12 protein-coding genes are annotated in these 16,631 nt (G+C 73.7%); 4 read left to right on the top strand and 8 right to left on the bottom strand.

The window, feature by feature from the left end:
• Window positions 1-214: 214 nt before the first annotated feature.
• The 3 genes from thpR to Sdia_RS02485 form a co-directional block, all read right to left on the bottom strand.
• Window positions 215-805, bottom strand: a complete 591-nt coding sequence (gene thpR, locus Sdia_RS02475) for an RNA 2',3'-cyclic phosphodiesterase (RefSeq protein WP_100456218.1) — start codon at window positions 803-805, stop codon at window positions 215-217.
• Between the two features lie 79 nt (window positions 806-884).
• Entirely contained in the window at window positions 885-2,231 is a 1,347-nt protein-coding gene (locus Sdia_RS02480; RefSeq protein ID WP_100456219.1) for an MFS transporter, read from the bottom strand.
• A gap of 101 nt (window positions 2,232-2,332) precedes the next feature.
• Window positions 2,333-2,770, bottom strand: a complete 438-nt coding sequence (locus Sdia_RS02485; RefSeq protein WP_100456220.1) for a MarR family winged helix-turn-helix transcriptional regulator — start codon at window positions 2,768-2,770, stop codon at window positions 2,333-2,335.
• 208 nt (window positions 2,771-2,978) lie between these two features.
• Between Sdia_RS02485 and Sdia_RS02490 the strand changes: the two genes are divergently transcribed.
• A complete protein-coding gene (locus Sdia_RS02490) occupies window positions 2,979-3,233 on the top strand; it encodes a hypothetical protein (protein WP_100456221.1) in 255 nt (84 codons plus the stop codon).
• Window positions 3,234-3,314: 81 nt separating this feature from the next.
• On the opposite strand, the gene Sdia_RS02495 is transcribed toward Sdia_RS02490, so the two are convergent.
• Window positions 3,315-4,760, bottom strand: a complete 1,446-nt coding sequence (locus Sdia_RS02495; protein WP_124287565.1) for an NCS2 family permease — start codon at window positions 4,758-4,760, stop codon at window positions 3,315-3,317.
• A gap of 354 nt (window positions 4,761-5,114) precedes the next feature.
• Between Sdia_RS02495 and Sdia_RS02500 the strand changes: the two genes are divergently transcribed.
• Window positions 5,115-5,390 carry a DUF2530 domain-containing protein gene (locus Sdia_RS02500; protein ID WP_100456223.1) on the top strand — a complete coding sequence of 92 codons (276 nt, stop codon included), beginning with the start codon at window positions 5,115-5,117 and terminating at the stop codon, window positions 5,388-5,390.
• Window positions 5,391-5,606: 216 nt separating this feature from the next.
• Window positions 5,607-8,045 carry an HAD-IC family P-type ATPase gene (locus Sdia_RS02505; RefSeq protein ID WP_100456224.1) on the top strand — a complete coding sequence of 813 codons (2,439 nt, stop codon included), beginning with the start codon at window positions 5,607-5,609 and terminating at the stop codon, window positions 8,043-8,045.
• A gap of 519 nt (window positions 8,046-8,564) precedes the next feature.
• Here Sdia_RS02505 and Sdia_RS02510 read toward each other — a convergent pair.
• From Sdia_RS02510 to Sdia_RS02520, 3 genes are all read right to left on the bottom strand, one after another.
• Complete coding sequence (locus Sdia_RS02510; RefSeq protein ID WP_124287564.1) at window positions 8,565-9,425, bottom strand: calcium-binding protein; 861 nt, start codon at window positions 9,423-9,425, stop codon at window positions 8,565-8,567.
• A gap of 282 nt (window positions 9,426-9,707) precedes the next feature.
• Window positions 9,708-12,911 (bottom strand): sacsin N-terminal ATP-binding-like domain-containing protein, encoded by a 3,204-nt coding sequence (locus Sdia_RS02515; protein ID WP_189400227.1) that lies wholly within the window; start codon window positions 12,909-12,911, stop codon window positions 9,708-9,710.
• Between the two features lie 197 nt (window positions 12,912-13,108).
• Window positions 13,109-14,320 carry an FAD-dependent monooxygenase gene (locus tag Sdia_RS02520; RefSeq protein ID WP_100456227.1) on the bottom strand — a complete coding sequence of 404 codons (1,212 nt, stop codon included), beginning with the start codon at window positions 14,318-14,320 and terminating at the stop codon, window positions 13,109-13,111.
• A 178-nt stretch (window positions 14,321-14,498) separates the two neighbouring features.
• Here Sdia_RS02520 and Sdia_RS02525 point away from each other — a divergent pair, with 178 nt between their 5' ends.
• Complete coding sequence (locus Sdia_RS02525; protein WP_115067773.1) at window positions 14,499-15,464, top strand: TetR/AcrR family transcriptional regulator C-terminal domain-containing protein; 966 nt, start codon at window positions 14,499-14,501, stop codon at window positions 15,462-15,464.
• Window positions 15,465-15,741: 277 nt separating this feature from the next.
• On the opposite strand, the gene Sdia_RS02530 is transcribed toward Sdia_RS02525, so the two are convergent.
• The gene (locus Sdia_RS02530; RefSeq protein ID WP_100456228.1) at window positions 15,742-16,602 is read right to left on the bottom strand and encodes a DUF3027 domain-containing protein; all 861 of its coding nucleotides are present in this window, start codon (window positions 16,600-16,602) and stop codon (window positions 15,742-15,744) included.
• Window positions 16,603-16,631: the final 29 nt, after the last annotated feature.

Here is a 16,631-nt window from a genome sequence, read left to right on the forward strand (position 1 = left end):
GGAGCCACGGTTCCGGGGGCGCTTCCCCGCGTACGTGTCAGGCGCCGACGGCCGCCGAGACGGCGATGACGGCGAACATCAGTACGAGCACACCGGCCATGATCCGGTTCCTGGTCTTGGGGTCCACGCCTACGAGGTTAACGGCCTGGTGGCGCGGTCCGGGCCCGGGGTGACGGACCCCACGGCCCCCACGGACCCGACGCGCCCCCCGCGGTCACCCGCCGAGCGGCCAGCGCCCGACCGTCTCATGGCGGGGACGGGCCCCCGGCACGCCGCCAGGCGGCGGCACGCTGCGGATCAGCCGCACCTCGGTCACCCGCCAGGGGCCGGCCGCCAGTCCCGCCAGTGCCTCGGTGTACGGGGCGAGCCGGACGCGCTGTCCGGGCCGGACGCGGGCCAGCGTCAGGTGCGGCCGGAAGGCGTGCTCCGCGTCGGGCGGCAGCCCCGCCCGGGAGGCGGCGGCGCGTACGCGGTCGGCGAGGCGGCCGAGCGCGGTGAGGCCGCCCTCGGGCCGCGCCCACAGCACGCGGTCGCCGAAGTGGCCGGCGCCGCGCAGGGCGAGCGGGAAGGGCGCGGTGCGGTGTGCGGCCCGGGCCAGGCGCGCGGTGAGCCCGTCCAGGCGCCCGGGGTCGCAGGGCCCGAGGAAGGCGAGGGTGAAGTGGCGCCCGGCCGCCTCGGTGCGACGCAGCCGATCGGTGCCGGGCAGGGCCTCCAGGGCGGCGGTGGCGCGGTCCAGCTCGGCGAGGACCTCCTGCGGCGGGACGACGGCGACGAAGAGGCGGGGACGGGGCGCGGGAGTGGCCATGGCAGCAGTCTGCCGGGCCGGTACGGCGACGGCCGCTCCCCCGGCCCGGGGAGCGGCCGTGTGCGGGTCGGTGGTGCCCTCAGGCGGCGGCCGTCAGCCGCTTCTCGTCCGGCACGAACCTGATGTGCTTGCGGCCGCGGCGCAGGTCGACCTTGACCTTCAGCCCGCCGACGCGGGCCAGCACCAGGCCGACGCCGACGGCGGCCAGCAGCGAGATCGCGCCGCCGACGGCGAAGCCGGTCCGGGCGCCGTACGCGTCGGTGATCCAGCCGAGCAGGGGCGCGCCCAGCGGCGTACCGCCGGTGAAGACCATCATGAAGAGGGCCATGACGCGTCCGCGCATCTGCGGTTCGGTGGCCATCTGCACGTAGGAGTTGGCCGTGACGTTGACGGTCAGGCCGAACATGCCGGTCAGCACCATGAGGACGGCGAAGATCCAGACGGACGGCGCGAAGGCGGCGACCAGCTCCAGGATGCCGAAGCCCGCGGCGGCGGCGACCAGCAGCCTGAGCCGTCCCGCGCCCCGCCGGGCGGCGAGCAGGGCACCGGCCAGCGAGCCGGCGGCCATCAGCGTGTTGAGCGTGCCGTACATGCCGGGGCCGCCGTCGAAGACCTTGTCGGCGAAGGCGGAGAGCCAGATCGGGAAGTTGAACCCGAAGGTGCCGATGAAGCCGACCAGCACGATCGGCCAGATCAGGTCGGGCCGCCCGGCGACGTACTTCAGCCCCTCGCGGAGCTGGCCCTTGCCGCGCGGGGCGCGGGGGGCCTTGTGCAGCTCGCCCATGCGCATCATCAGCAGCCCGGCGATGGGCGCCGCGAAGGAGAGGCCGTTGATGAGGAAGGCGTAGCCGGAGCCGACGGCGCTGATCAGCACGGCGGCGACGGCCGGACCGACGAGGCGGGCGGACTGGAAGTTGGCCGAGTTCAGGGAGACGGCGTTGGCGAGCTGGCGGGGCCCGACCATCTCGCTGACGAAGGTCTGCCGCGCGGGGTTGTCGACGACGGTGACGAGGCCGAGGACGAACGCGGTGACGTAGACGTGCCAGACCTGGACCTGGCCCGAGAGGGTGAGCACCGCGAGCGCGAGGCCGGTGAGGCCCATGGCGCCCTGGGTGAACAGGAGCAGCGGCCGCTTGGGCAGCCGGTCGACGAGGACACCGCCGTAGAGCCCGAAGAGGAGCATCGGCAGGAACTGGAGGGCGGTGGTGACACCGACGGCCGCGGACGACCCGGTGAGGGTGAGGACCAGCCAGTCCTGGGCGATGCGCTGCATCCAGGTACCGGTGTTGGAGATGACCTGCCCGGTGAAGAAGAGCCGGTAGTTGCGGATCCTCAACGAGCTGAACATGGACTGCTTGGGGGTGGGCGGGGTGGTGTCGTGGGTCGCTGGTGCGGGGGCGGAGTCTGCTCCGGGTCCCGTACTCAAAGGACGTCGCCTCCTTGTGGCGGGGCTGTCGTTCGTCTTCGTCGATCGGTGCTGCTGGTACTGCTGGTACTTCCGGTGCTGCCACCCGGGAGGGGTACGGGTCAGAGGTGGGCGAGCTTCTCCAGGACGGGGGCGGCGGAACGGATCCGGGCCCACTCGTCCTCGTCCAGTTCGGCGGCGAGGGAGGCGAGCCAGGCGTTCCGCCTGCTGCGGCTCTCCTCCAGCATCGCCTCGGCCTCCTCGGTCTGGGTGACCACCTTCTGGCGGCGGTCCTCGGGGTGCGGTTCGAGCCGCACCAGGCCCTTGGCCTCCAGGAGGGCCACGATCCGCGTCATGGACGGCGGCTGCACGTGCTCCTTGCGGGCCAGTTCGCCCGGGGTGGCGGTACCGCAGCGGGCGAGGGTGCCCAGTACCGACATCTCGGTGGGGCTCAGCGACTCGTCGACCCGCTGGTGCTTGAGTCGGCGGGAGAGGCGCATGACGGAGGAGCGCAGTGCGTTCACGGCGTCGGCGTCTTCGCCATGGGTGAGATCCGGCATACTAGTTAGCGTAACTTATTACTGTGTCTAAATACCACCGTGGGGACCCCGCGGTGGCGGGGGTCACGGCCACCGGCCGGACACCCTCCGCAGGAGTGACCAGCGTCGCCCGGGACCTGCCGGACGGGCACCTGGTCGTCACCCGAAAGAGTGAGGGTGGCGCGAAAAGCGGCACGATCGCGCCAGACGTGCGGGGACCCTGACAGGTATGGACACCCACGTACTCAGCCTGCGCATGGACTCAGAGCTGTTCGAACGTCTTCGGGGTCACGCGGCCAGGCGCGGCATGAGCGTCCAGGACTATGTCGTGCGGACGATGATCCGGGACGACTTCGACCAGCGGTTCCAGACGGCGGTGGAGGAGACCGAGAAGTTCTACGGGGACGAGTCCGGGGAGAGCCGTGACCCGCGTGACGGGAGCGTCCAGGACGAGGCGGTGAACGGCGCGACCCGGCCCACCTGACCCCCGCGGCGAGCGGGGGTCGGGCGGACCGGGCCGGGGCCGTCCCGCAGCGGACCGCGCCGGGGCGCGGGCCGGGCCGGGTCAGGTGAGACCGAGTGCCGGCATCAGGTAGTAGAAGGCGAAGACCGCCGAGACCGCGTACATCGCCGCGGGCACCGAGCGGCCTCGGCCGGCGGCGAGGCGCAGCACGCAGAAGCTGACGAAGCCCATGCCGATGCCGTTGGTGATGGAGTACGTGAACGGCATCATCATGAAGGTGATGAAGGCCGGGATCGCGATGGTGAAGTCCGTCCAGTCGATCGCGCCGATCGAGCCGGAGAGGATCAGGAAGCCGACCGCGACCAGGGCCGGGGTGGCGGCCTGCGAGGGGACCATCGTCACGATCGGCGTCAGGAAGAGGCCGACGGCGAAGAGGCCGCCGGTGACGATGTTGGCGAAGCCGGTGCGGGCCCCCTCGCCGACACCGGCGGTGGACTCCACGAAGCAGGTGGTGGCGGAGGAGGACGAGGCGCCACCCGCCGCGACGGCGATGCCGTCGACGAAGAGGACCTTGTTGATGCCGGGCATGTTGCCCTTGTCGTCGGTGAGGTGAGCCTCGTCGCCGACCGCCATGATCGTGCCCATCGCGTCGAAGAAGCACGACAGCAGCACGGTGAAGACGAAGAGGATGCCGGTCAGCAGCCCCACCTTGGCGAACCCGCCGAAGAGGCTGACCTGGCCGATCAGCCCGAAGTCCGGGGTGGCCACCGGGTTGCCGGGCCACTCGGGCGTGGTCAGGCCCCAGGACGGGATGTCGGCGACCGCGTTGACCACCAGCGCCAGCACGGTCATCGCGACGATGGAGATGAGGATGGCGCCGGGCACCTTGCGCACCAGGAGGGCCAGCGTCAGCAGCACACCGAGGACGAAGACCAGCACGGTCCAGCCGTTGAGGTGGCCGTCGGCGCCGAGCTGGAGCGGAACGGTGGTCTGCGCGGCGTCCGGCATACGGGAGACGAACCCGGAGTCGACCAGGCCGATCAGCATGATGAACAGGCCGATACCGATGGCGATGCCCTTGCGCAGGCCGAGCGGCACCGCGCTCATGACCCGCTCGCGCAGGCCGGTGGCGACCAGCAGCATGACGACGAAACCGGCGAGCACCACCATGCCCATCGCGTCCGGCCAGCTCATCCGGGGAGCGAGCTGGAGGGCGACGACCGTGTTCACGCCGAGTCCGGCGGCGAGGGCCACCGGCACGTTGCCGACGACGCCCATGAGCAGCGTGGTCAGCGCCGCGGTCAGCACGGTGGCGGTGACGAGCTGGCCGTTGTCCAGCTGGTTCCCGTACATGTCCTTGGCACTGCCGAGGATGATCGGGTTCAGCACGATGATGTAGGCCATCGCGAAGAACGTGGCGAAGCCGCCGCGCACCTCGCGGGCGATCGTCGAACCGCGCTCGGTGATCTTGAAGTAGCGGTCGAGCGCGCCGGACGGCGGGTTCGGCTGCTCGGACGTGGCGTCCTGGGCTGGGGCCGAGGTGGGCATGGAAACCTCAGGGGTGCGAGGCGTACGGGCTCTTTGGCGGGAGGTCCGTACGACGGGACGGGGGTACGGGTCACCGCACAGAATCAGCCAGGTGTGACCCCCGGATCACGGCGGTGTGACCGGTGGATCAATCGGGCCGGGGCGGAAACCTGCCGATACTTGCGGCCCTTGTGTCTTCTTACGAAAGAAAACGGTCAGCCTCAAGCTGTTTCAGTATGAATACATGAACCCGAAATTGCTATCTCCGCGCGTAGAGGCATAAGCCACAAGGCCGGAGGGGCGTACCGGGACGGGCCGGGCGGGTGGGCGCGGGCGCGGCGCGGAGGCCGGGCGGCCCGGTCGTAAGCTGGGGGCATGAAGAAGTGGACGCCCCGGCACGAGGCACCGGAACCCCTGGAAGGGCCCGTGGTGGCCACCATCACCGGCGGCACGATCCTCTGGTTCGTCCTCTTCCTCGTACAGCTCCCCTTCTACGGCTGGTTCTCCGACCACGGCCACACCTGGTGGGTCTGGACCTGCCTGGCCGGCGCCGGCCTCGGCTGCCTCGGCATCTGGTACGTCCGGCGCCGCGACGCCGCACTGAGGCGCGCGGCCGCCTCGGAGGCGTCCTCGGCCTCGTCGCAGGGCTGAGCCGCCCGCCCCCCCCTCCCGGCGAGCCCTGGCCCCGGGAGCGCCGGCTGGGTCGCGGCAGCTTCTGTAGCACCCCTCCCGTAGGGGGGTGGGGCTACCTCGGTGGGGGTTCCGGCGGCCGGACCCCTACGCCGGTCCCACCCCGATCTCGTACCCGGGACGGATCTTCGGACCCTCCGGCGGTGAAGTGGGGGCGGGGGCCTTAACGTCTGTGTCATGACGCAGCGGGGACAGGTGCACACCGGGGGTCCGGACTCCGGGAACGGTCGGATCGACACGGGGACGGAACCGGACGCCGCCACGCCCGCCGTGCCACCCGAGACAGGGCTGTCCTCGGCGCAGGTGGCCGAGGCGGTCGCGCGCGGCGAGGTCAACGACGTCCCCGTGCGCAGCTCCCGCTCGCTGGCGGAGATCGCCCGGGCCAACGTCTTCACCCGGTTCAACGCCATCATCGGCGTCCTCTGGGTGATCATGCTCTTCGTCGCGCCGATCCAGGACAGCCTCTTCGGCTTCGTCATCGTCGCCAACACCGGCATCGGCATCTTCCAGGAGTGGCGCGCCAAGCGCACCCTGGACGGACTCGCGGTGATCGGCGAGGCCAAGCCGACCGTGCGCCGGGACGGCAGATCCGGCGAGGTCTCCACCTCGGAGATCGTCCTCGGCGACCTCATCGAGATCGGCCCCGGTGACAAGATCGTGGTCGACGGCGAGGTCCGCGAGGCGGACGGCCTGGAAGTCGACGAGTCCCTGCTGACCGGCGAGGCCGACCCGGTCGTCAAGCGCCCCGGCGACGAGGTGATGTCCGGTTCCTTCGTGACCGCCGGCGGCGGCGCCTTCCGCGCCACCAAGGTCGGCCGCGAGGCGTACGCGGCACAGCTCGCCGAGGAGGCCTCCCGCTTCACCCTGGTCCACTCCGAGCTGCGCTCGGGGATCAGCACCATCCTCAAGTACGTGACGTGGATGATGGTGCCGACCGCGGTCGGCCTCGTCATCAGCCAGCTCGTCGTCCGGGACAACGACTTCAAGAACTCGGTGGCCCGCACCGTCGGCGGCATCGTCCCCATGGTCCCCGAGGGCCTGGTGCTGCTCACCTCGGTCGCCTTCGCCATAGGCGTGATCCGGCTCGGCCGCAAGCAGTGCCTGGTGCAGGAGCTGCCCGCCATCGAGGGGCTGGCCCGCGTCGACACGGTCTGCCTCGACAAGACCGGCACCCTCACCGAGGGCGGCATGGACGTCCAGTCGATCCGCCCGCTCGGCGGCGCCGACGAGGCGTACGTACGGCAGGTGCTCGGCGCGCTCGGCGCCGGCGACCCGCGGCCCAACGCCAGCCTCCAGGCCGTCATCGACGCCTGCCCGGCCCCCGACGGGTGGCGGACCACCGGCACGCTCCCGTTCTCCTCCGCCCGCAAGTACAGCGGCGCCTCCTTCGACGAGGGCGGCACCACCGCCCGCACCTGGCTGCTCGGCGCCCCGGACGTGCTGCTGGCCCCCGGCGCCGAGGCGCTCGCGGAGACCGACGCGCTCAACGAACGCGGCCTGCGCGTCCTGCTGCTCTCCCGCGCCGAGGCCGGCCTGGACGCCGCCGATCCGGGCGCGGGGGCCACACCGACCGCCCTCGTCGTGCTGGAGCAGCGACTGCGGCCGGACGCCGCCGACACCCTGCGCTACTTCGAGGAGCAGCACGTCGCGGCCAAGGTCATCTCCGGGGACAACGCCGTCTCGGTCGGCGCGGTCGCCGGGAAGCTGGGGCTGCCCGGGGCCGAGCGGACCTACGACGCGCGCAAGCTCCCGAAGGAACCGGCGGCCCTCGCCGACACGCTGGACGAGAACACCGTCTTCGGCCGGGTCACTCCGCAGCAGAAGCGGGACATGGTCGGCGCCCTCCAGTCGCACGGCCACACGGTCGCCATGACCGGCGACGGGGTCAACGACGTCCTCGCCCTCAAGGACGCCGACATCGGCGTGAGCATGGGTTCGGGATCGGAGGCCACCCGGGCCGTCGCCCAGATCGTGCTGCTGAACAACAGCTTCTCGACGCTGCCGTCGGTGGTCGCCGAGGGCCGCCGGGTCATCGGCAACATCACCCGGGTCGCGACACTCTTCCTGGTCAAGACGGTCTACTCCGTGCTGCTCGCCGTCCTGGTCGTCCTCTCCCAGACCGAGTACCCCTTCCTCCCCCGGCACCTGACGCTGCTCTCCACCCTGACCATCGGCGTCCCCGCCTTCTTCCTCGCCCTCGCCCCCAACAAGGAACGGGCCCAGCCGCACTTCGTGAAGCGCGTGATGCGGTACGCGATCCCCGGCGGCGTCATCGCCGCACTCGCCACCTTCACCACGTACATGACGGCGCGGGCGTACTACACCGGCCCCGACTCGCTCCCGGCGGAGACGAGCGCGGCGACACTGACCCTCTTCCTGGTCTCCATCTGGGTACTGGCGATCATCGCCCGGCCCTACACCTGGTGGCGGATCGGCCTGGTCGCGACGATGGCCGGCGCCTTCGTGGTGGTGCTCCTGGTCCCCTGGCTCCAGGACTTCTTCGCCCTGCGGCTGGTGGGCTCCGTCATGCCGTGGGCGGCGGTCGGCATCGCGGTGGTCGCGGCGGGGCTGGTCGAGGTGGTGTGGCGGATCGTCGACCGCCGGTTGCCGGTGTGAGCCGCTGACGGTGGAACTCGCCCGGCGGGCCCGGCGGGGACCGGGCAGCACCGGCCGGCCGCGCGGGGCGGCGGGCCGGGCGCACGCCCCACCCCGCCACCCGTGAGACGTGGGCGCCGCCGGGGGCCACCCGCCCGGAATCCCGCGCCCAGGTACCGGGGGCCGGGCGGGCGGGCCTCCGCCCCCCCCTACCGGCCACCCCGCCCGCACCGAGACCCGCACCGCCGGACCGGGGGCCGGCCCCCACACACCTCGGTGTGGGCCCGCGGTCACCAGGGGTACGTCGTCGAGCCGGGCCCGCACGGCACGAGCACCGGGGCCGGGGCCGGGACGGACACAACGACGAGCAGGGACGGGGCACCGAGGGCACCGGGGCGCGCGTCGCCACCGGGTCGGCGACGCGGCAGCGATGCGCCGTGGCGCCGGGGGCAGGCCCTGTGGTGAGCCGCGCCCGGACACGGCCGAGGGCCGCTCCCCCTGGCTGTGGCGATGGGGGAGCGGCCCTCGGGGCGGTGGGGGCTACTTCACGTCCACGAAGTCGGCCTTGGAGTTGATGGCCGGCGTGGTGGAGGTCCCCGCGAAACTCCAGCGCCAGTAGCCGTCCGAGGCGGCCTTGACGGTGGTCTTCAGCGCGCCCTTGGTGCCGCTCTTGACCGTCTTCACGGTCGAGTAGCTCGCGGCGCCCTTCTTCTTGAACTGGAGCTTCACCGACTGCTTGGTGTAGCCGGCGTACTTCCAGGTGTCCCAGTTGGCACGGGAGAGGGTGCCCTTGACCGTGAGGGTCTTGCCCTTCTTGACCGGCTCCGGCGTGGCGTTCACGTCCAGCCGGGAGGCGCGCTGGACGCGCGTCTTGGCGCCCTTGTCGTTCCAGACGAAGTCCGACTCGTCGGCGGCCTGCGCCGCGGTGACCACGTTCCAGCTTCCGGCCAGGTCGTTCACGAGGTCCCACTGCGGGTCGATCGTGACGGTCAGCTTGCAGGTCGAGGTGGTCGCGCTGGACGCCTTGCAGCTCGCGTACTCCTCGTTCGGCACGATGAGCCAGTCGGCCGTCTCGGGCGTCGAGCCGTGCCAGAGGTAGGTGTAGGCGTCACCGATGCCGCTGGCGTGCGAGGCGGTGATGCTGACGGTGACGGTCTTCAGCTTGGTGGTGCCGAGGACGATGTCCTTGCCGCCGTTGACGGTGACCTTGGAGATCTTCGGGGCGGCGGCGGCCTTGAAGCCCTGCCCCTTGACGGTCGCCTTCCCGCCGAACACCGACTGGGCGGTGGGCGGTGCGGGCCGCTCACGGTCGGGTCCCGGAGCTGCCTGGGCGGCGGCGCCGGTGAGAGCGGACAGGGCCAGGGCGCCGCTGACGACGGCGACGGTGGCACGAATACGCATGTGTCTTTCCCCAGGTGGAGAAGGGCCCCCGTGGAGGCCGTCCCCAGACCGCGGCGGCACGAGGCCACCGCGAGGTCTGTCGAGTCCCATGACTCGACTCGATAGACCCGGGGGACATGTGAAGGGTTGTAGGACACTGCGACCTTTCTGTGAACAGAGCGGGCCGCGTCCCACCCCGGCCGCACGCGGGCCGGACCTACCCGGCCGGGCCACGGCGCACCCGCGCCCCGAAGCCGCCCGGCCGGTCCTCGCCCCGGGGCGAGGACCGGCCGGGCGGCGGCGTCAGTCGAACCAGCGGTCGCGGGCCAGTTCGGCGGTGCGGGACAGGTCCTCCAGCAGGGCGGCCACCTCGAAGCGGCGCGGCCACTGGCCCGCCGCCCAGGCGAGGCCGGCGGCGACGCCTTCCAGGGTGGCGGCGTGCAGGACACCGGACGGGGTGAGGTGCCAGTCCAGTTCGACGCCGTCGGCGAGGAGTTCCTCGTGCTCCCGGTACGAGGCGGGTACGCCGTCGCCGAGGAGTTCGCGTACGGCGTCCGGCACCGGGTGCTCCACGCCCTCCCCCTCGGGCGACACCCGCACCGACTCCGAGAGCCGCCCCACCTGGAGCAGCTCGGCGAGGCGGGCGGCCAGCGCCGGGGCCACCGGCAGCAGGGGGCGTCCGGTGGCGAAGGGCAGCAGGTCGGGGGCGTCCGCGACCAGGGCGTCACGGGCGTCCACCACCTCCACCATCCCGTCGGTCACGGCCCGCAGCTCGTCCGGCAGCGTCACCTCGTCCGGGTCCAGCCCGGCCAGCAGGCCGTACAGCGCGTGCAGGTGACGGGTGGAGACCTCACGGTCCGGGTCGGCCAGGCGGTCCAGGAGTTCGGCGGCGCCGCCCGGCTCGTCGAGCAGGGCGGCGGCGGTGGTGCGCACCCCGAGGGCGCGCAGCACCAGCGCGTCGTCGAAACCGGCCGCGTCCACCTCGTCGTACAACCCGGCCAGCAGCGCGTCGCCCGAGGCGGCGCGCAGACCTGCCGGGCGGCGGCCGTCGAGGACGGGGTGTCCGCGCAGCCACCACGCGGTGTAGGGGCGGACCGACTCGGTGGTGCCGTCGGGCAGCAGCACGCGTACCGGCTGGGTGAGGGCGTCGCGCAGCGGCGGCCGGGAGAGCAGGGCGAGCGCCTCGGGCCAGCGGTCGTCGTCGACCAGGTCGAGATCGCGGACGGCGGTGATCTCGGTGGCGACCGGCGGCACGGGCCCCTCGGGGAGGCGGTCCAGCACGTCCTCGCACCACACGTCGACGGCGTCGAGCAGCCCCGCGTCGTCCGGCTCGGCGAAGTCGCTGTCACGCGGCTCCAGTTCATCGGGGTCGAGGACGACGTCCGTGGCGCGTACGAGCGTGAAGCGGGCCAGCACGCCGCAGGCGGCCAGCGGCTGCTCGCCCCACCGCCCGGCCCACTCCTCGTCCACCGCGGCGAGTTCGCCCTCCCGCATGACGGAGGCGAACTCTCCGCCGGGCAGAACCAGTTCGCCGGCGGGCGACAGTTCGCCGTCCTCGTCGGGCAGGGCGAGGGCGCCGAGCCAGGGCTCATCGCCGGGGGCCAGGTCGGCGTCCCGGACCAACGTCAGGACCAGCTCGGCCAGTTCCTCGGCGTCGGGGGCGTCGTCGCGCAGCGCGTACCCGTCGCCCTCCAGCGACTCGGCGACGGCCGCGCGCACCTGCGGCGTACGGAGCACGGCGCGGGGCGTGGCCGGGAGCGCGCCCAGCTTCTCCAGGAGCGGGTGGGCGGCCTCGGGGTGGGCGACCTTCAGGCCGAGACGGGCCAGCGCCGAGGGCCGCGGCCCGTCCTCGGCCGGGCCCGGCAGCAGCACCTGCCGCGGGCTGCCGGCCGTCGCCCCGGCCGCCAGCGGCACCGGCAGCCCCTGGAGGCGGTCGGGGTCGACCCCGGCGAGGCTGTCGTACAGGCGGTACCACCACGCCGGGGAGCGCTCGACCCCGGCCAGCCGGTCGATCGCCTCGCCCAGCGACAGACGGCCGACGCCCAGGGTGCGCAGCTCGGGACGGCGCTCCAGCCCGGCGGGCAGCAGCGTCGGCAGGACCTCGGCGAGGACGCGTACGGTCGCCTCCCCGGCCCCCTCCACCAGTTCGGCCTCGATCGGCCGCAGCGCCTCCGGCCGGTCGGCCCGCAGCAGCGGGACGTCGGTGTCGTCGGTGTCGGCCTCCTCCCGCGGCCCGGCCGGCGGCAGCGCGGGCGCCAGGAAGGCGGTGCGCGGCAGCAGCTCCAGTACGGCGGCGCGTACGGCACCGTCCACGGCGGCCTGACCCAGCGGGCCCGGCACCAGGCCCACGACGTCCGGGCTCACCGGGCGCCACGCGCCGAGCAGCCCGGCGTACGCCTCGGCGGCGCGCGCCACCAGGAAGTCGGTGAGCGGGCCGGGAGCGACGTGGCGGCGGGCGGTGTCCAGCGGGAAGGAGGCGATGAGCAGGGCGGGCACGCCCAGCGGCTCGTCGCTGGGCGTCGGGGCGTGGACGACGGGGGCGGTCGCCGGTCGGGCCGGGGCCCCCTCGGCGTCCACCGGCACCGCCCACACCACCGACCAGAACGGCCGCAGCCGCTCCTCGACGGGGCGGTCGGCCAGCAGGGCCGCGTCGAGCGGCCCGTCGGCGGCGGCGGTGCGCCAGCGACGCGTCTCGCCGGGGGTCCCGGCGCTCGTGGCGTCCCCCGCCGTCTCCTCGATCACGACGTACGGCGGCTCGTCGCGGCGGCGCAGCACGCGCGTCCCCCCGGGCGTCTCCACCGCGATCTCGCTCAGGCCCGGCAGGGCGAGCAGCAGCGAGTCGTCCACGGCGGCGAGCAGCCGTTCGGCCAGGTCGTGGGCGGCCGCGTCCCGCAGCGGAAGCACCACCACCGTGTCGTACCCCTCGGGCGGGCCGCCCTCGGCGGCGAAGGGGAGCCGGAGCAGCGGGACGTGGTCGTCGCGCCGGATCAGTTCGTCGCCGAGGCCGGGACTGTGCCGGGCCACCTCGCGGGCCGCCTCACGCGCCTGCGCCAGGTCCCAGCGGACGCCGCCGGTGCGGCTGAGGACCGCCGGTTCGTCGCTCACCGCGAGGACGGCGGCGAACCCGACGCCGAACCGGCCGACGCTCGGCCGCGCCTCGGCGCCCGGGCGCTTGGCGGAGGCGCGGAGCGTCGACAGGGACTCGACGCCGGTGGCGTCGAGGGGGGCGCCCGTGTTGGCCGCCGCCAGGACGTGCGTGTCCGCGCTCTCGTGGAGGGTCAGGCGCAGCCGGCCCGCCACGCCCGCGCGGGCTGCCGCGTCCGCGGCGTTCTGGGCCAGTTCCACGACGAGGCGGTCACGGTAGCCGCCGAGGACCAGGTCCTCCTCGGCGTTGGCGTCCTCGCGGAACCTGGCCGGGGAGGCGGCCCACGAGTCCAGCACGGTCCGCCGGCGGCGGGCGGTACCGAAGGGGTCCGTGCCCTCCTGGGCGGGGGTGGGGTGGGTCACGGTCGCTCCTCGGGGACTGGGCTGCGCCTGCTGATCGGGGCAAGCGTGCCTCGGGAGCGGGGGGCGCTCCAAATGAGGGGGCGCTTTCCCCGTGGCCGTCCGGGTGACGGAATCCCGCCCGGCGCGGCCCGCTCGGCTCCCGGTTCACGCCGGCACCCGGTCACCGGGCGGGAGCCGCCGCACGGCCGGGCCGCTGCTCACCGCCCGCCGGCGCTGAGACCGTACGCGGGCAGGGCGACGTCTTCGGCCTTGCTGAACTGCGCGGCGAGCAGGTCACGCATCGGCCGGCGCTGCATCTGCCGCATGGAGAGGTCCCGCAGGCGGATGCCCAGCCGGGTCGAGGGCGCGTATCCCGAGGTGCCGCCCGGCGGGAGCCGCTGGGCCCGGCGCACGTAGGGGCGCATGACCTCGTCGTAGCGGCCGAAGGCCGTGCGGTGGTCGCCCCCGGCGGCGGCGAGTTCACCGGCGAGGACGTAGGCGCCGACCAGGGCCAGGCTGGTGCCGAGGCCGGTGAGCGGGGTCGCGCAGTAGCCGGCGTCGCCCAGGAGCGCCACACGCCCGCGCGACCAGCGGTCGAGGCGCACCTGGCCCATCGAGTCGAAGAAGAAGTCCGTGGCGCCACGCATGGCGCGCAGCAGCCGTGGTGCCTCCCAGCCGACGCCGGCGAAGCGCTCGGCCACGAGTTCCCGCTGGGCGGCGGTGTCGCGGCGGTCGTAGCTGAGCGGAGGCGAGCGGAAACTGAGTCCGGCCTTGATCTCGCCGGGGATCCGGCCGGGCCGTGCGGAGGCGACCAGGCCGCCGGGGGCGTTGTGCATCCGGTACCAGCCGTCGAGGTCCAGGTCGTCGACGGCGGTGAACCAGGTCGTGTACAGGCCGAGCGGGTGGACGGACTCCCGCTCCGGGCCGAAGGCCAGCGCGCGGATCACGGAATGCGGTCCGTCCGCGCCGACCACCAGCCCGAACCGGCGCGCGGCGGCCTTCTCGAAGGTGACGGTGACCGCGTTCGCCTCCTGCTCGATCCCGGTGACGGTGTCGTCGAACAGGTACTCCGTCCCCGGCGAGGTGGCCTCGTACAGGAGACGGGCGAGATCGCCGCGGAGGATCTCGATCTCGGAGACGATGCCCTCGCCACCGAAGCTGTCGGCCGGCATCCGCGCGGTGATCCGGCCGGCCGCGTCGACCAGCGCGAAGCCGCGTTGGTCCACGCTCATCGCCCTGGCCCGGCCCATCAGGCCCATCCGCTCGATCACCGTGCGGCCGGCGCCGCGCAGGTCCACGGTCTGCCCGCCCGGCCGTGGCTCCGGCGCGCGCTCCACGAGCGTGACCGCGAAGCCCCCCTCGCGTAGCCAGTACGCCAGCGCCGGCCCCGCGATCCCGGCGCCGCAGATGAGTATCTCGTCGTTCCGCATGGCGCGAAGGTACGCCGTACGCACCTAGTGCGCAAGCCTCAACGGCCGCCCGCACGAGGCTTGTTGCGGTGTTACGCACTAGTGCACCGAGCCCACGTGGAGACCCCGCTCGTGAAGATCTCCCGACTCCGACCACTAGGATGAGGGCGGCCAAGCGCACTAGTACGGAGGGGTGTCCGTGGGCGGACAGAGCGCGCCGCGTTACAGCGGGATCGCCGCCGTGTTGCGGCGGCGGATCGAGACGGGTGAACTCGCGCCGGGCGATCGTGTGCCCTCGACCCGCGAGATCACCCGGCGGTGGGGCGTCGCGATGGCGACCGCGACCAAAGCACTCACCGAGCTGCGCCGCGAGGGCCTGGTCCGCGCCGTTCCCGGCGTCGGGACCGTCGTGGCGCCCCGGGACCGCCCGGCCCGTCCCGCCCGCCCCGCGGCCCCGCCCCACCGGGGCGGACCGTCCGGGGCGTCCTCCGACCCGGCGGCGCTCACGCTCGGACGGATCGTCGCCGCCGCTGTCACGGTCGCCGACGCGGAGGGGCTGGCCGCGGTCTCGATGCGCCGGGTGGCGGCCGAGCTCGGGGCGGCCACGATGTCGCTCTACCGGCACGTGGCCGACAAGGACGACCTGCTGACGCGGATGATGGACAGGGTCGTCGCGGAACGTCCGTTGCCCTCCGACCGCCCGGAGAGCTGGCGGGAGGCGGTCGAGTTGGCGGTCCGGCAGTTCTGGGACCTGTTCCGCCGGCACCCGTGGCTCGCAGCGGCACTGTCGGTGACCCGCCCGCAGATGATCACCACGGCGCTGCCGTACAGCGAGTGGGTCCTCGCCACCCTGCACGAACAGGGGCTCGACCCTCGGACCGCCTTCACCGCGCACCTCATGCTGCTCAACCACGCCCGGGGCACCGCCATCCACCTGGAGACGGAACGGGAGGCCGAGGCGGACAGCGGGCTCGGCAGCGAGGAGTGGATGGACACCCAGGAGCCCGCACTGATGGCGATTCTCGCCGGCGGCGGCTTCCCCGAGCTGTCCCGCCTCACCACGACCGGTTTCGAACTCGACCTCGACGCGCTCTTCGAGTTCGGCCTCCGCCGCCTCCTCGACGGCCTCGGCGTCCTCCTCGGGGAGACTCCTCAGCCGTCTTGACCCGTAGCGCCGCCGACGCGCCTGACCGGGCGGACGCCCCTCGTGCGCGGTGTCCACGACCTCGGTGCGTGACGTTCGACGCGGTGGCCGAAGGGCTTCGCGGCGGAGCCGCCCCGCCCTTCGGCCGGTGCGGTGCGTGCGTGCCGGGCACCGCGGGTGGCCGTGCCGGACTGTGAAGACCCCCTGGCCAGGGCCTGCCGACGGATCTTCGCGGGCCCGCGACGCCTGGCACGCGCTCTCGCCGCAGGCTGTGCCACGAGGATCCGCCGGACAGGCCCTAGTCCAGCGGCAGCGCGTCGAGCCGGGTCTCGTCCAGGGCAGGAGCCGGCGGGCGGGGAGGAGTGGGCATGACGGCCGCCTCCGAGTGGCCCCCGCACCCGTAGGCGAGCGAGACGACGTGCCCGTCGGCGGGCGAGTAGGCGTTGGCGCAGATCCCGAAGGCCTGCCGGAGCGACCCGGCCAGCGGCAGCAGGAACCCGCAGCTCACGCAGGGTGCCGGCGCGGCCTGGGCCATCGCCGACTCGGCCCCGTACTCCGCGTCCCAGCGCTCGGCCGCCTCAAGGAGCCCGTAGCGCGAGAGGACGCGGGAGCGGCGCAGCCCCAGTTCCTCGGCGACGGAGGTGACGGTGCCGCGCTCGGGGGCGAGTGGCAGGTCGGCGGGCGGGCCGGCGGAGAGTGAGGCGTCCTCGGCCTCGGCCAGTTCGGCCATGTCGGCGGAGACGGCCGAGTTGGGCGGCGGCTCCTCGTCGGCGATCCAGCCGGGTTCGAGGCGCAGGTCGTCGGCCTCGGTGGGGAGCAGGTCGCCGGGGCCGAGGTCGCCGGGGCGCAGCCGCTCGCTCCACGGCACCCACTCGGGGGCGAGGAGGGCGTCGGGACCGGGCAGCAGCACGGACTCGTCGACGGTGACGTACCTGGCGCGGGAGGCCCGGGCGACGGTGACGGCCCAACGCCAGCCCCGGTAGCCGGGGTCGTGGCAGGCGAAGTAGTGGGTGGCGACGCGGTCCCCGTCGGCGGTGACCGCGAGGTGCTCGCCGACCACCCCGGGTGCGGCGGTCTCCTCGGCCACGGCCCGGGCGAGGTCGACCGCCTCGGCGCACAAGCGGTCGGGGGTGCGGCTTCGCGTTGTCGCTGCGCTCACAGGTATCGCTTCTCTCCTACGCCGTCTCA

Origin of the sequence: Streptomyces diastaticus subsp. diastaticus (genome assembly GCF_011170125.1) — a bacterium.
Lineage (GTDB): Bacteria > Actinomycetota > Actinomycetes > Streptomycetales > Streptomycetaceae > Streptomyces > Streptomyces diastaticus.

Coding starts and splice junctions, on each gene's coding strand:
- Sdia_RS02485 (WP_100456220.1), bottom strand. CDS start 2,770: ATGCCGGATCTCACCCATGGCGAAGACGCCGACGCCGTGAACGCACTG.
- Sdia_RS02490 (WP_100456221.1), top strand. CDS start 2,979: ATGGACACCCACGTACTCAGCCTGCGCATGGACTCAGAGCTGTTCGAA.
- Sdia_RS02510 (WP_124287564.1), bottom strand. CDS start 9,425: ATGCGTATTCGTGCCACCGTCGCCGTCGTCAGCGGCGCCCTGGCCCTG.
- Sdia_RS02505 (WP_100456224.1), top strand. CDS start 5,607: ATGACGCAGCGGGGACAGGTGCACACCGGGGGTCCGGACTCCGGGAAC.
- thpR (WP_100456218.1), bottom strand. CDS start 805: ATGGCCACTCCCGCGCCCCGTCCCCGCCTCTTCGTCGCCGTCGTCCCG.
- Sdia_RS02495 (WP_124287565.1), bottom strand. CDS start 4,760: ATGCCCACCTCGGCCCCAGCCCAGGACGCCACGTCCGAGCAGCCGAAC.
- Sdia_RS02500 (WP_100456223.1), top strand. CDS start 5,115: ATGAAGAAGTGGACGCCCCGGCACGAGGCACCGGAACCCCTGGAAGGG.
- Sdia_RS02520 (WP_100456227.1), bottom strand. CDS start 14,320: ATGCGGAACGACGAGATACTCATCTGCGGCGCCGGGATCGCGGGGCCG.